The organism is Nostoc sp., from assembly GCF_036917975.1.
Taxonomy (GTDB): Bacteria; Cyanobacteriota; Cyanobacteriia; order Cyanobacteriales; family Nostocaceae; genus Nostoc.
This window is the reverse complement of the sequence record NZ_JBALEJ010000024.1, coordinates 366,927-379,953: the sequence shown is the minus strand read 5'-3', so window position 1 is coordinate 379,953 and position 13,027 is coordinate 366,927. Positions and strand designations below refer to the sequence as shown.

General features: G+C 42.3%; 15 protein-coding genes. 7 read left to right on the top strand and 8 right to left on the bottom strand.

Annotation, left to right across the window (positions count from 1 at the left end; genetic code table 11):
- Positions 1–144 precede the first annotated feature (144 nt).
- Positions 145–696 (bottom strand): FHA domain-containing protein, encoded by a 552-nt coding sequence (locus tag V7K76_RS10145; protein WP_334776527.1) that lies wholly within the window; start codon positions 694–696, stop codon positions 145–147.
- Between the two features lie 107 nt (positions 697–803).
- The gene (gene nfi / locus V7K76_RS10140; protein ID WP_334776526.1) at positions 804–1,469 is read right to left on the bottom strand and encodes a deoxyribonuclease V; all 666 of its coding nucleotides are present in this window, start codon (positions 1,467–1,469) and stop codon (positions 804–806) included.
- 246 nt (positions 1,470–1,715) lie between these two features.
- Here nfi and V7K76_RS10135 point away from each other — a divergent pair, with 246 nt between their 5' ends.
- The 7 genes from V7K76_RS10135 to V7K76_RS10105 all read left to right on the top strand — a co-directional run bounded on the left by V7K76_RS10135 (position 1,716) and on the right by V7K76_RS10105 (position 4,851).
- Positions 1,716–2,228, top strand: coding sequence for a hypothetical protein (locus V7K76_RS10135; protein ID WP_334776525.1), 513 nt, complete (start codon positions 1,716–1,718; stop codon positions 2,226–2,228).
- A 184-nt stretch (positions 2,229–2,412) separates the two neighbouring features.
- Positions 2,413–3,573, top strand: a complete 1,161-nt coding sequence (locus tag V7K76_RS10130; RefSeq protein WP_334776524.1) for a hypothetical protein — start codon at positions 2,413–2,415, stop codon at positions 3,571–3,573.
- 111 nt (positions 3,574–3,684) lie between these two features.
- Positions 3,685–3,948, top strand: a complete 264-nt coding sequence (locus V7K76_RS10125) for a type II toxin-antitoxin system HicB family antitoxin (RefSeq protein WP_334776523.1) — start codon at positions 3,685–3,687, stop codon at positions 3,946–3,948.
- Positions 3,900–4,124, top strand: a complete 225-nt coding sequence (locus V7K76_RS10120) for a hypothetical protein (RefSeq protein WP_334776522.1) — start codon at positions 3,900–3,902, stop codon at positions 4,122–4,124. The genes V7K76_RS10125 and V7K76_RS10120 overlap by 49 nt, the downstream gene beginning before the upstream one ends.
- Positions 4,125–4,154: 30 nt before the next feature.
- Positions 4,155–4,301 carry a hypothetical protein gene (locus tag V7K76_RS10115; RefSeq protein WP_334776521.1) on the top strand — a complete coding sequence of 49 codons (147 nt, stop codon included), beginning with the start codon at positions 4,155–4,157 and terminating at the stop codon, positions 4,299–4,301.
- Between the two features lie 162 nt (positions 4,302–4,463).
- On the top strand, positions 4,464–4,661 hold the full coding sequence (locus tag V7K76_RS10110) for a DUF6888 family protein (protein ID WP_323204487.1): 198 nt from the start codon (positions 4,464–4,466) through the stop codon (positions 4,659–4,661).
- On the top strand, positions 4,642–4,851 hold the full coding sequence (locus tag V7K76_RS10105; RefSeq protein WP_334776520.1) for a DUF6887 family protein: 210 nt from the start codon (positions 4,642–4,644) through the stop codon (positions 4,849–4,851). Before V7K76_RS10110 ends, V7K76_RS10105 begins: the two co-directional genes overlap by 20 nt.
- Positions 4,852–4,906: 55 nt before the next feature.
- Here V7K76_RS10105 and V7K76_RS10100 read toward each other — a convergent pair whose 3' ends face one another.
- The 6 genes from V7K76_RS10100 to V7K76_RS10075 all read right to left on the bottom strand — a co-directional run bounded on the left by V7K76_RS10100 (position 4,907) and on the right by V7K76_RS10075 (position 12,955).
- Positions 4,907–6,175 (bottom strand): DNA cytosine methyltransferase, encoded by a 1,269-nt coding sequence (locus V7K76_RS10100; protein WP_334776519.1) that lies wholly within the window; start codon positions 6,173–6,175, stop codon positions 4,907–4,909.
- A gap of 49 nt (positions 6,176–6,224) precedes the next feature.
- Positions 6,225–7,436 carry a lipid-A-disaccharide synthase gene (lpxB, locus tag V7K76_RS10095; protein WP_334776518.1) on the bottom strand — a complete coding sequence of 404 codons (1,212 nt, stop codon included), beginning with the start codon at positions 7,434–7,436 and terminating at the stop codon, positions 6,225–6,227.
- A 133-nt stretch (positions 7,437–7,569) separates the two neighbouring features.
- The gene (gene lpxA / locus V7K76_RS10090; RefSeq protein ID WP_334776517.1) at positions 7,570–8,388 is read right to left on the bottom strand and encodes an acyl-ACP--UDP-N-acetylglucosamine O-acyltransferase; all 819 of its coding nucleotides are present in this window, start codon (positions 8,386–8,388) and stop codon (positions 7,570–7,572) included.
- A 310-nt stretch (positions 8,389–8,698) separates the two neighbouring features.
- Positions 8,699–9,226: a 3-hydroxyacyl-ACP dehydratase FabZ gene (fabZ, locus tag V7K76_RS10085; RefSeq protein ID WP_334776516.1), complete on the bottom strand. Its 528-nt coding sequence runs from the start codon at positions 9,224–9,226 to the stop codon at positions 8,699–8,701.
- Between the two features lie 81 nt (positions 9,227–9,307).
- A complete protein-coding gene (gene lpxC, locus V7K76_RS10080; protein ID WP_334950646.1) occupies positions 9,308–10,174 on the bottom strand; it encodes a UDP-3-O-acyl-N-acetylglucosamine deacetylase in 867 nt (288 codons plus the stop codon).
- Positions 10,175–10,384: 210 nt separating this feature from the next.
- On the bottom strand, positions 10,385–12,955 hold the full coding sequence (locus tag V7K76_RS10075) for a BamA/TamA family outer membrane protein (RefSeq protein ID WP_334776514.1): 2,571 nt from the start codon (positions 12,953–12,955) through the stop codon (positions 10,385–10,387).
- Between the last annotated feature and the right edge of the window lie 72 nt (positions 12,956–13,027).

The following is a 13,027-nucleotide window of genomic DNA, read 5'->3' as shown; positions in this document are numbered from 1 at the left end:
ATACCATTTCTTTGTGAGGCTGCGCCAAACCCTTTTAACTTCTTTCTTTACTTTGTGTCCTTTGCGTCCTTTGCGGTTCGTTTTCCTTTCTTGTACTTAAACATGGTTTAGCGCATCTTCATACAGAATTGGTATAACTAACTCCTAATTCCTTGCTACCAAAACACTTACAGCCGCAGCTAAAGATGTCCCACACCAATGACAACCAATTTGTAGATTCTCTCCTGGGGAAACTTTATGACATTTGGGGCATTCTAAGCCATAAACTCCTGCTGGCAGTGGCGCGGAGGGTTTTGGTGGATGGTGGTGATGTCCGATGTTTACTGGTGGATGGGGTGGCAGCAAAATTGTTGCTGGAATACTACTCGTCGAAACGCTAGTAACATTGAGTTTTATTTGTCCCAAAGTAATAATAGTGCCCTCAGTTAAAGGCATTTCACCTTGGACTAATTGCCGTCCATCGACAACGGGGGGATTTTGCGATCGCAAATTTCTAATATAAAAGCGCTGCTGCTGGTGATGAAAAAAGATTTCAACGTGCAGTCCAGAGACGGTGGGATGACTCAGAACAATATCGCACCGGAGGGGGTCGCGACCGATGCGGACAGTGCCAGGATTTTGACTTGGCTGTTGCTCGTAAATGTTCTGAGTTTTATCTTGACCTGCATCGTGCCACTGTAAAGTTAGTGCGTTCATTGTTCTAACTTCGTAAATCGTATTTAGCTACTTCAACATCTTCCTGTGCGATTCCTAACACGATTGAGTAGGTGGAAGCAAGTATTTAGAAAAAACTTCAACAAGCTTTATCTGTCCGACGCTAATTTATCAGCAATGCGTGTAGTTTCTGGCAGCCGATATTTTGGCGTGCAGCGTAATACATAGTCAATGGCTGTCGGTAAGCTAATTCGATGACCACTGGAGATGTACAGAGGTTTTACTGCTGTGCGCGATCGCAAAACTGCCCCAACGGTTTCACCGTTATATATCAGTGGTTGTCTGCTACCTTTGGTTTCTGCCAATTCTTCATGCTTACCTACCAACCTCGACTTAGCGACACCAATTGTCGGCATATCTATAAGTAAACCTAAATGGCTAGCTATACCTAATCTGCGGGGATGAGCAATTCCCTGACCATCACACAGGATGATATCAGGTGTTGTTTTAATCTTTTCTAGAGCATCGAGAACGGCTGGAATTTCCCGAAATGAGAGGAATCCAGGGACATAAGGAAAGGTCGTAGGACGATGTGCTAGGCTTGTCTCGATGATTTGCAAATCAGGAAAACTCAATACTGCCACAGCTGCACGACTAATGGTTCCATCAGCTTCAAAACCCATATCTACTCCAGCAACATACTGGATAGGTTCTTGCAGTTGATCTTCAGTAATTACTCGATCTCGCAGCGCTTCTTGGATTACTATGGCTTCTTCTAGCGTCGATGGCCAAGCATGATCTCGATAAAACTTCATATTGTTGAAAATTGGAAGTAAGCTGATTAATATTAATCCTGTTAATTTGGCAAGCACAAAAACACTAATTTTTGATGTTGATATAGGGGAAATATAATTTTTGTAAAAATCTGTGTAATGACTATCTTTATACTAAATATTTTAGCTCAGATTAGCTGAGATTTTGCATCATAATGTTACTTAAGGCTGTCAAGAGGGAATCCTGAGAATATAAGTTTATTTTCCGAGATTTTTCTTTTAGTGGTTATGACACAGCCAAATATTCTCAAACTTGCAAAGCAGGGAGATGCAGATGCGATCGCATCTCTGATGAACCGCCACCTACACCCCAAAAGGATCAATGCAAAAGTTGCCTTTAAGGATGCTTGCTTAGAGGTAATACTAGAGTCTACCCAAGTACTAAATCAGCAAATTTTAGTTGCATTTATCCGCAAAGGTTTAACAGCTTTAGGGGCTGTGTCTGTTGAAATAGTCAAAGTTTATGGACAACAAACGGGTAAGGATTTTCCAGATTGGAGTAAAGAGTTTGATTTGGGTATAGAAGAAGCTGAAATAGAAGCGGTAGAGTCTTCTAATAATCATCAAAATTTAACTATTTGTATTAACTTAAGTGGCGATACCGCACAGGGATTAACAAACCAAGATTTTGAATTTATTGCTAATCAAATCAGCACTGATATTTTATCATCTTCTACTAACGTTTTTATTCAAAAAGTAAGTATTAGTAATGGTACTTCTGTGATTACAAAAGAACGTTAGGATTTAATTTTCCTCATGCATAGACGTGGATAAAGAGTTTATAACCGTTTTTTTGCAAGAAGCCTAATAAATTAAAGTAACTTTTAAATATAGGGCTGAAAAATTTATAACAATGTCGCTTTTGGCTGAAAAAGGGGAATCCTAAGATAGACGATAATTTATCAGATTTTCGCATTTATTGGTTATGAAACAGCCTAATATTCAGGAAGCTACTAAGCAAAAACTACAAAATTTTTACTGGCCTTTATGGTTTCCTTATCCTACTTCTTGGTTAAAAGCATTGATTTTAACTCTATTTTTGAGAGTTATTATATTTGTAGTCAATAATACTGGAAAGGTAGGCTACCGGATCGCCTATTTTGTACAAAGTCCCGAATTATTTGCTATATTTACAATACTGTTAATCTTATCTCCAATTCCTATAATTTCTTTTACTCATCACTGCTTACACTTGCTCATTAGTCGGTTTATATCAGAAATTCAAGCACCTGAAATAGGTAGAACAGAAGGATTACTACCAGGAATAATGAGTTGGTGGGAAGGATTGTATGCTTGGCTTGTAATTGCAATTTCTACACTGGTAACAGCTTTGTTTTCTACAATATTTCTACCATTATTTAATCCTAGCTATGCTAGACCAATTGAATATTACACCCAAATACAAAATATCAATAATAATGTAATATTAATATGTGGAATATTCTATATTTCTGCTGGGGCACTGGTTTATCAAATTGAATATTTGGTAAGACACCGAATAATATCTGCTTATAGTGGTAAAAAAGAAAAAGATATAAGCGAATCAACCATTGATTCAAATACAGATCAAGAACTCAATAGGTTGCGCGGGGAAATGGGTTTAAACAAAATGAAATCAAATATATCGAATGATGAAAAAATTACAGTTGTCGAGACTCGACGGAAGTATCGTAATTTAAATAAAAATTGGTTGATTATTTTTTTGATGTTTTCAATTCCTATAGTAATATACTTTTCTTCAAAATTTGTAGAAATACTTCCCCTAACCTCTAAAATTCCAACACAAATACCATCAAAATCTGTATTAGTTACACCCTCACCAGTGACTTCACAATCGCCGAGCGTGTTACTTAAAACTGATACATTCCGAGAGGCAGTAAGTAAAGCAATTAATGCAGCTAACCTTACTCAATCAGCAAAATCTCCAGATGAGTGGAAAACAGTTGCAGGTCAGTGGGAAGCTGCGATCGCACTTATGAAAACTGTGCCATCTTCTAGCCCAAATTATGTAGTTGCTCAACAAAAAATCAAAGAATATCAGAGAAATCTAAACTACGCTGAGAAAAATTCTGTCGGTAATAAGTAAAGCGATGTCTACGACGGGCTACGCCTACGCACCTCAAAGCTAAACTAGATAAACCAGTGCCTAGCTTGCCGCCGTAGGCATCGCTCAAATATCCGTATCAAAATAAAGCCTATGAAGACCAAAACATTAACTGCCATTCTTCACAAAGAAGAAGATATGTATGTTGCTGAATGTCCTGAAGTCGGCACAGTTGACCAAGGTGAAACAATTGAAGAAGCTCTCGCTAATCTTAAAGAAGCTACAAGACTATATCTAGAAGAATGTCCTTTGCTTGACATTGATCCTGATGAAATGCGATGTTCTGACACTAATGAGGATAAATTATCGTGCTTAATGGACTCAGGCAACAGGCGATCGTTAAACCTGGTGGTGTAGTAGAAATCTCTTCTCCTGAACTTCCAGCAGGTGCAACTGTAGAAGTTATAGTACTTCTGGAGTCACCCGCAAAGCATTCTGAAAAGTCTCTAACTAGCTTTATTGGCTCTGCTAAAGGCAGTTTTGCCACACCGGAAGAAGTGGATAAGTTTATTCGCCAAGAACGAGATGCATAAAAATTTTGGCATTCCTGAATTTGAAGTGTAATGGCGGCAGAAATTATTTTACAATTAGAGAATAATGTCAACATAGCGCGGGCTTTTGTGCCTCTTAAAAAGGAAGAATTGACTGCGATCGCACTGGCAGCTGCTAATATCTGGGAAGATAGTATATTCTTCCGTGCTTGGACTTAGTACAGATCGCCATAAAAAATGCCAAAATCAAGCCGCAAACTATCAAATCAAGCCAAATTGTATGGTAGACGTTGCCCAACTTCATGTTAAATAGTTGGATCGCTTTAAATCAGCATCCTTTTTACGGTATGGTTTTACTCGCTATCATGTAGATACAATTGTATGCCTACCGCACAACAGGCTCTTGCCTGCGTCAGAGTGTGCCAAATGCTCTCAAATGGGTATCAACCTATCCATGTATTTCGGTACAACCAAAACACCAAGACCGTGTTTATCCTTGCTGGTGTGACTGAGAGCCTAGAGATTCTAATTTTTTCGGATGGTCAATGGGGATTTAACGATGACGAAGCCCGACTTTAGCAAAATGTCTCGTCAAGAACTTAGAGCATATATTTTAGCTCATCGTGAAGATGATGAAGCGATTGAGGTATTAATCAAACGGAGAAATCCTAATAGTCCAACATACCCATTTCCTCAGACTAACGAGGATTTGAGGGAAATGGAAGAGATACTCAAGAAAAAACTGGGTAGTAGTGGAGAGGTTATCTAACTATTTGAAAGGTTTAATGATGGGTTGAGATAGTAAAATCTCGCAGATGTTACACTTAACAATCACACTGATAATATTGTGCCGCTTGCGACATATTATATTGTAATAGCTTCTCTTCTCCCAACTTGTATCGCAAACTCGGCTTAAAAGGTGAAATATTCAAACTGCGAATAATTTCTGACGCCACAGCCTTTGCTAGTAGCGGTGGTACAGAGTTACCAACTTGCCGAAATCCGTGCCATTTCGTTACATGAAATCTAAACCAATCTGGGTAAGAATGCAATCTTGCTGCTTCCCTGACGGTGATACACCGGGGCGTAGACGGATGAATCGGTCTTGGAGATGTGAAAGAACCTCTATACCTGTCTGTTCCGGCCCTTAAAGTATTGCAGACACCAGCAGGATGTAGCTTATGAAAACGACTAATTTTTTCTCTCTCGCCTTGTTGAGTATCCTGAAAACGTTTAATAGTTTCCGCAGAATGTTTTGTTCTTAAACTTGAAGAAAGTATTCGCAAGTCATATTCACGTTTGTAAGAATAATCATCATCTAGGTACTTAAGACCACGAAGTACAAGAGCATATTTACTAGGCTTTTCGTATTCTGCTACAACCCAATCTCTTGTTAATAATTCAGGATATTTTTCTATTTCAGGTAAATCTCTAATTGCATCCCAGACTGTAGGACTCGATGGAATATCAGATATTTTTTTAGAATTTAAATTATTTAGTAGCGCTTGTTTAGTAATCGGCTGAGGATATCTTGGTAACTCTACATCTTCCCTTGCACCTATCAGAAATAATCTCTCACGAGATTGAGGTACTCCGTAATTTGCAGCGTTGAGAATTTGGTAATTTTCTTCTACTTGATAGCCGTGGATTCTAAACTCGCTAATTAAGGTTTGGAGGATTTGTTTATGTTCGCCAACTGTGATACCCCGAACATTTTCCATCACAAAGAATTTCGGTTTTAGCTCAAAAACCAGCCGATGAAAGTGAAACACCAAAGAATTTCGTGGGTCATCAACAGCCCGTTTACCAATTAGGGAAAATCCTTGACATGGTGAGCCACAAATTACCACATCAATCTCGCGATCGCCAATCTCAGACCGATTCCTAATTTCTTCCCCGGTTATATCCACAACACTTTTACATAACACTGAGCAATAAGGGAAATTAAACTCATGTGTTGCACAGTGGATCGGGTCAATTTCCACAGATGCTAGCACATCAAAACCAGCTTGCTCAAAGCCAAGAGTCATACCACCCGCGCCAGCGAACAAATCAACTGCGATCGCTCTTTGTTTTTTCATCTCATAAGCCATGACACCTCTAAAGGGATTGGGTATGACGTATTAAATATAGAAAATTTTCCTAGTCCCCAGTCCCCAGTCCCCAGTCCCTAGTCCCCAGTCCCCGATCCCCAGTCCCCGGCAGCATTTGCAAAATTTCTAGAGCAGCGCGATCGCACACCCCAACTTCCCCTAAACACCGCCGCATTTCTTCATAATCTAGCAAAGTTTGCTCTCTGCGACTGGGATTGAGTAGTAATTCCATTGCTGCTTGGATAATATTTTCTGCTGTAGCTTCCTCTTGTAAAAATTCTGGCACAATCGGCTTCATCACTACTAAATTAGGTGGCGATGCAAAGCTTATAGAACCTTGGAGGATTTTACGAGCTATCCAAGCAGTTAGGGAACTGAGGCGGTAAACTACAACTTGCGGCACGTTTAACAAAGCAAGTTCCAGGTTGACAGTACCAGATTTGCTAATGGCTAAATCGGCAGCTGCAAAAACTTCCTTTTGTTGAGCTAATAGAACTGTAGCCCGTAAACCGTAACGCTTAATAGCCTCTTCAATTGGCTTTCTATAGACTTCCAGCGACAGGGGAATCCAGAAACTAACTTCAGGTAATTTAGCTTGAATAGTTTGAGCAGCTTCAAAAATAATTGGTAAAAGATATTTTAGTTCTTGGTGACGAGAGGCGGGGAGGAGTGCGATCGCAATCTCTTCTGGTGCAATCCCCAGGGTTGCACGGGCAGCTTCCCGACTGGGAGCGTTCTGCATTCGGTCAAGCAAAGGATGACCTACCCAAATAACTTCTGCCCCTTTATCACGAAAGTAACGGGCTTCTTGTGGAAAAATTGCTAACAGCTTATCTGTAAAACCAACTATTCGGTTAGTATTACGCACATTGATCGACCAAGCCCACTCTTGGGGAGCGATGTAATACACCACAGGTACATCTGGTAAATGCCGTTTCACGTAAGTCCCAATTCCCAGATTTGGACTCATGTAGTCGATTAGTACCACTAAATCAGGTGGATTTTGCTTTAAGGAAGCGATCGCCTGACGTTGCACCTGGAGGGTCGGTAAAAGATAAGGTAGCCCTTCTAGAATACCCATTGAGCCAATACTGCTAGTATTACCTAGCAGAACTGCCCCCGCCTCTACCATTTTTTCGCCTCCCAGTGCCACAATCTCTAATTCCAACCCCATCGCCACAGCTTGACGCTTCAGCGCTGAAATTAGCAGCGACCCTTGTAAATCGCCAGATACTTCGCCAGTGCTGATAAATATCCGCATTTGATAATTAAAGTTAGGAGTTAAGAATTAAAAGTGAAGAGTTAGCAGTTAGGAGTTAGGAATGAGGAGTGAAGAGTTAAAAAAATTAATTTATCAACTCATAACTCATAACTCCTAACTCCTAACTTTTAATTCACGATTCATCACTCACGCCTTTTTTCCCTTTACCGGGAATTAAACCACGTCTTCCTGGCATCTGAGAAAGTAGCAGAAAACGGCGTAGATGCTGCAACTCTTCGCTATCCCCTAACAATTCCAACTTTTCCAAGGCATCCTTAAAAGACAAATCAGAACGGTAGAGAATGCGGAAGGCTTTTTTCAGCGTCAGTAAATCTGCTGAATCCATACCAGACCGTTTGAGTCCGACAAGGTTGAGGGTTCGCACCCGCGCCGGATTTCCCTCTACCAGCATATATGGGGCCACGTCCCGATCAATACGTGCCATACCTCCCACCATTGCGTGTCTACCAATACGCACAAATTGGTGGACACCTAAAACCCCACTCAGCCTAGCGCGTGACTCTATATGAACATGACCAGCCAACGCCACAGAGTTAGCAATCACTACTTGGTCTTCAATCACGCAGTTATGAGCCACATGGACATAAGCCATTAGTAGATTGCCATCACCAATTACCGTTGCTTCGCCAGCACCAGTAGCGCGGTTAATAGTAACGTACTCACGAATCAAATTGTTATCACCAATTTTGACCCAGGTTGGTTCTCCCACAAACTTGAGATCCTGGGGTTCCATACCGATGGCCGCACCTGTAAAAATCTGATTTTGCGCCCCAATTTCACAAGGCCCCTCTAGCACTGCATGAGCGCCGATTATTGTTTCAGGTCCCACTTTGACATGCGCTCCAATCACAGCATAGGCACCGACTTGCACTGTATGGTGGAGTTCCGATTTCGGATGAATTACAGCAGTTGGATGAATTAGCGTTTTCAAGGGTGAATCTCCAGAACTGTCTTGATAAGCCAGCGCCGGGGCGGGTTTCTGGGCAGCGTATGACTCTGCTAAAAAGAGTTATATCAACTGCCGTCCCATCGAGGCGACTGACATTGTTGAGAGTGAAGTATTTTCAGTGAACGAAAGTGTCGGGCAAAGCAAGTTAAGTGTGTTTGTGAGTGCGTCTCGTAGAGAGGGCAGCAAAAATCAAGAAATTATCAGATGCTACTGTGGATTTTTTGACTGTTATCCTTTTTCAGAATGCAGTAGGGGCATTTCACGGCTATCCCCACACCACGAAAGCAAACTTTTAGTTAACTAGAGAAAACATTAATTCCCCTTCACAAGCAAGTTGACCGTCAACTTCGGCACGACCTTGCATCTTACCGAAACGACGTTGTTTTACCCATAACAGTTCCACCGTCATTACTAGTTGATCTCCCGGTATAACTTGGCGACGAAAGCGAACTTTATCGATACCAGCGAAGACAAACAGTCTATCATCTTCTACTGAAGACATTTGAGTTAGGACAATGCCCCCAACTTGTGCCATTGCTTCGACAATTAACACCCCTGGCATCAGTGGACGCCCAGGGAAATGTCCTTGAAAATAGGGTTCATTGATAGTGACATTTTTAACACCAATAGCTTTTTGACCTGGAACGTAGTCAATTATTTTGTCTACAAGTAAAAATGGGTAGCGGTGGGGTAGTAATTTCTGAATTTCTTCAGATGTGAAAGTTGTTTTAATCTCAGAACTGATTTTAGTCTCATTTATAGCCTGTGGTTCGGTAGATGTAGTTGTATAGATCGTATTCACTTCAGTGAGGATTGACATTGGCCGTGTAGTTGATTTTTCATTTGCAAGTTGAGTAGGCAAGCGTATATCGAAAGCCTTAATAATCCTAGATTTTAGGCTTTAGTTTGAATCTAAAATCCCAAATCCCAAATCTAAAATTCTTTGAGCCAGTTGAATGTGTAAATTATGACTGGCTTTATACGCCAAGAAATGAGCGCGAGGAAAATTTCCTAGTAAACTTAAATCTCCTACTAAATCCAAGATTTTATGACGGACTGGCTCATTTGCAAATCTCAATGGTGGATTTAGCCAGCCTTCTGGCCCACAAACGAGTGCATTATCCAAACTACCACCTTTAATTAACCCTGTTTTTTGTAAGTGTTCAATTTGATGCAGTAGCCCAAAAGTACGCGCAGGAGCAATTTCCGCAGCAAAGCTAGCAGAAGCTTTTCCTAGTTCAGCCGTTAGTGACCAACTATGCCATTGATTACCAATGGCTGGTAGGTCAAAATCAATACCGTAACTAAACCGGGTTTCTGGTGCTGGGAGGGCAGATACAAAAGCATCTCCTTGATAGATCCATAAGGGTTCTGTAATAGCCAAGGGAACTTGGTTATTAACGGGTTGTGATACTAAGCCAACTTGGGCAATGTTGGCTGTCCACACACTTGCTGAACCATCTAAAAGTGGGACTTCTGGCCCATCAATTTCAATCCGGGCATTATCCACACCCATACCCGAAAGTGCTGCCAACAAATGCTCTACTGTGCGAACAGATACCTCACCCTTACCCAACTGAGTTGAGAGAACGGTGTGACTAACTGCTGCAACTTGGGCTGGAATGATTGGCAAATCCGGTAAATCTACCCGCACGAAGTAGCGTCCACTTCCCGCCTCAGCAGGTAATATCCGCACTTGGGTATTCACACCGCTATGCAGTCCCACCCCTATTTGGGTGATTTCTGCTGCTAGAGTGTGCTGTTGCATAGCCGAAAAGTCAATATATTTCCTTTAGTATTGTCCATCATCTGTTTTGGTAAAATCCCTGATATTCCCCGAAAAATCTCATTAATCCCTTTATCGGAACAGTATTGAGGTAAATGTAAAAATTAGCAAGCTAATCCCAAAAAGTTATGAGTTGAGAGTGAGGAGTCAGGAATTAAAACTCATACCTCCTAACTTCTAACTCCTAACTGGTTAAAATCTTTCGCCAATACCGAAATTAATCTGGCTACCACCATTATCGTTGATACCGTAATCAATCCGAATTGGCCCCAGTGGAGACTGGACGCGAATACCAAGACCATAACCATAGCCAGTGCCGTTTTTATTCAACAATTCAGCGGCTTGAGTATTAGTTCCCAGGTCACTACCGGCATCAAAAAATAGTGCGCCGCTGACTACTGAAAAAACTGGGAATCGATACTCAACTGATGCTTGCACATAACTGCGTCCACTACCTAATTCTCCTTCTCCATAACCTCGAACGGAGTTGCTACCCCCAAGGGTAAAAGCTTCGTAGGGAGGCAAGTCACCGAGAATTGTTCCTGCTTGGAAGTTAAATGCTAGAGTTTGTGAGCCTTTTTTAGAGAAGCTAATCAACTTGATGGGTAAATATTGGCTGTAGCTACCCCGTAATCTGGTGAGGAGAATGTTGCCTAGTCCTATAGGGGCTGACTGATCAATACCGAGGCGCAGATAAGAACCTTTGGTGGGTTGCAAAGGGTTATTACGGAGATCGTGCTGTATACCGAGTTGAAACAGCAACAAATCGTCTTGACCTCCTGGAGACTCGGTTAATTGAGTGGTGGTTGGTTGTGCGACAATATTTCCATTCTGGTTAATCGGATTTCCATTACTGTCAAATAGCCCTGCTGTTTTTACAATATTGCCATTGGCATCACGGGCAGAAACTCGTTGATACTGAAAACCTGCTGAGGCTGACCATGCGGAAGTTTTGTAGGGATTAGAGGACAGGGGACGGCTAAAAGTGACACCACCACCTAAACGGAGAATGCGGGGGCTGGCCTGAGAATTTGTATCAGTGGGATTATTTGGGTCAAATGTATTAATATTCCGATCTTTGCCCTGAAAAATCAACGAAATAGAACTGCGGCGAAAAATATCGGTTGTGTAGGATGTCCGGTAGGGATCTCCCGCAATCCAGGGGTCTGTGAAGCGCAGATCAAACAGCACTAAATTCTGCTCTCCCACCTGTATCTCTGCTCCCAGTTTTTGGTTTCTACCGTTCAGGTTTTGCTGTTGATAGCTAAGGGTGCCAAAAAGTCCGCTAGCAGAACTAACCCCTGCACCAGCCGCAATGGAACCACTGCTGCGTTCAGCTACATTCACTACTACATCCACCTTGCTGGGGTCAGTACCAGGATCAAGGGACACGTTCACATCTTCAAACAGTCCCAATCCATACACACGCTGTAGGTCTTTTTGCACTGTGTTGCGGTTGAATACTTGTCCTGGCTTCAACTCCAATTCTCGTGTAATGATGTATTCTTTTGTCCGTCCCCGAATCGGTTGTCCCTTTTCGTCTGTATCCTGACCATCTTTATTGCGGAACCGGACTCTAATGTTTTCTACTACCCCTTCTGCTACTTGCAAGGTAACAACCCCGTTTTCAGAGACTTGTGGCGCTCCAACCACGTTGGCTAGCACGTAACCTTGGTCTTGATACCGCTTGTTTAACTGCTTGATGCCTTCTTGCAAGTCACGCAAGTTGAGGATTTTGCCATACTGATCGCGAAAGACTTCATCCACAGTATTAGCTGGTAGTACAGAAGCGACACCAGTACCAGGATTGGCTTGCACTTCTACTTTGCTGAGAACAGGGTTAGGCTGCACCACAAAGCTGACTCGCACTCCCAAGGGAGTATCTTCTGGCGTTGCTTGGACGTTGGAGAAGAAGCCAGTACCAAAAATGGCGTTAATATCTTCTTGCAGCTGGCTGCGGGTTGTGGTTTGTCCTGGTTGGGTACGAATTACTTTGTAAACTTGGCTTTCTAGTTCTGGTGATAGTTGTCCAGCCTGTGATTTGACTACTACTTCTGACACCAGTACGCGGGGGTCATTAGCTTCTGGGGTTGTTTCGGGTTGAGTATTTCCCGGAGTTGTCGGCGGGTTAACATTTTGCGGACTGGGAGTACCACCTGGGCTTCCCGGAGTTATCGGCGGGTTAACATTCTGCGGACTGGGAGTAGCACCTGGGCGTGGGGCGGGTGTTCTTTGTTGATTACCTGGGAATGGAATGTCTGGAGTACTTGATGGTTTTGGAGTTGTAGGTAATAAAGGTTCCGTTGTCGGTGGATTGACATTTTGTGGGACTGGAGTAGTCTCAGGAGTTGGGGAAGGCGTTGGTTGTTGAATTTGTGGAGCGGGAGACGGCTGTTGAGTAGGGCTGGGATTGAGTTGAGAGGTTTGTGCCGTTTTTAGTGTTGTAGAGGCTGACACTTTTACCCCTGGGGTTGTGTAGGTGTAGCCCAACCCAGGTATCGCAGCTGGATTGGCAGGGTAAATTGCGACAACGCGGGATTGGGGACGTTCCCCTTCTATAACCGTTATGGATTTAGATAGAGATTCTAGACTTTTACTAGAGTTAAGCTGACCAGTGTCCTTTTCTGGCTGCTGATTTGTTTCTAGTGTCAAAACTTCTGTTGTCTGTTTTGAACTGTTGGCGGTTTCGGCATTTGCACTCAATGAGCCACCCAAAGGGGCTGCAATTGCCACTACTGCCAGCAATACGGGAGATAAACGCATTTTACTTATATTCCTCTTCACGACCACACACACCATCACAAATAGTCATTAGTCATTGGTGAATAACAAAGG

What these genes read in the sequence shown, in the direction of transcription:
- V7K76_RS10145 (WP_334776527.1), bottom strand. Translation starts at nt 696, where the DNA reads ATGAACGCACTAACTTTACAGTGGCACGATGCAGGTCAAGATAAAACT.
- nfi (WP_334776526.1), bottom strand. Translation starts at nt 1,469, where the DNA reads ATGAAGTTTTATCGAGATCATGCTTGGCCATCGACGCTAGAAGAAGCC.
- V7K76_RS10135 (WP_334776525.1), top strand. Translation starts at nt 1,716, where the DNA reads ATGACACAGCCAAATATTCTCAAACTTGCAAAGCAGGGAGATGCAGAT.
- V7K76_RS10130 (WP_334776524.1), top strand. Translation starts at nt 2,413, where the DNA reads ATGAAACAGCCTAATATTCAGGAAGCTACTAAGCAAAAACTACAAAAT.
- V7K76_RS10125 (WP_334776523.1), top strand. Translation starts at nt 3,685, where the DNA reads ATGAAGACCAAAACATTAACTGCCATTCTTCACAAAGAAGAAGATATG.
- V7K76_RS10115 (WP_334776521.1), top strand. Translation starts at nt 4,155, where the DNA reads ATGGCGGCAGAAATTATTTTACAATTAGAGAATAATGTCAACATAGCG.
- V7K76_RS10110 (WP_323204487.1), top strand. Translation starts at nt 4,464, where the DNA reads ATGCCTACCGCACAACAGGCTCTTGCCTGCGTCAGAGTGTGCCAAATG.
- V7K76_RS10105 (WP_334776520.1), top strand. Translation starts at nt 4,642, where the DNA reads ATGACGAAGCCCGACTTTAGCAAAATGTCTCGTCAAGAACTTAGAGCA.
- V7K76_RS10100 (WP_334776519.1), bottom strand. Translation starts at nt 6,175, where the DNA reads ATGGCTTATGAGATGAAAAAACAAAGAGCGATCGCAGTTGATTTGTTC.
- lpxB (WP_334776518.1), bottom strand. Translation starts at nt 7,436, where the DNA reads ATGCGGATATTTATCAGCACTGGCGAAGTATCTGGCGATTTACAAGGG.
- fabZ (WP_334776516.1), bottom strand. Translation starts at nt 9,226, where the DNA reads ATGTCAATCCTCACTGAAGTGAATACGATCTATACAACTACATCTACC.
- lpxC (WP_334950646.1), bottom strand. Translation starts at nt 10,174, where the DNA reads ATGCAACAGCACACTCTAGCAGCAGAAATCACCCAAATAGGGGTGGGA.
- V7K76_RS10075 (WP_334776514.1), bottom strand. Translation starts at nt 12,955, where the DNA reads ATGCGTTTATCTCCCGTATTGCTGGCAGTAGTGGCAATTGCAGCCCCT.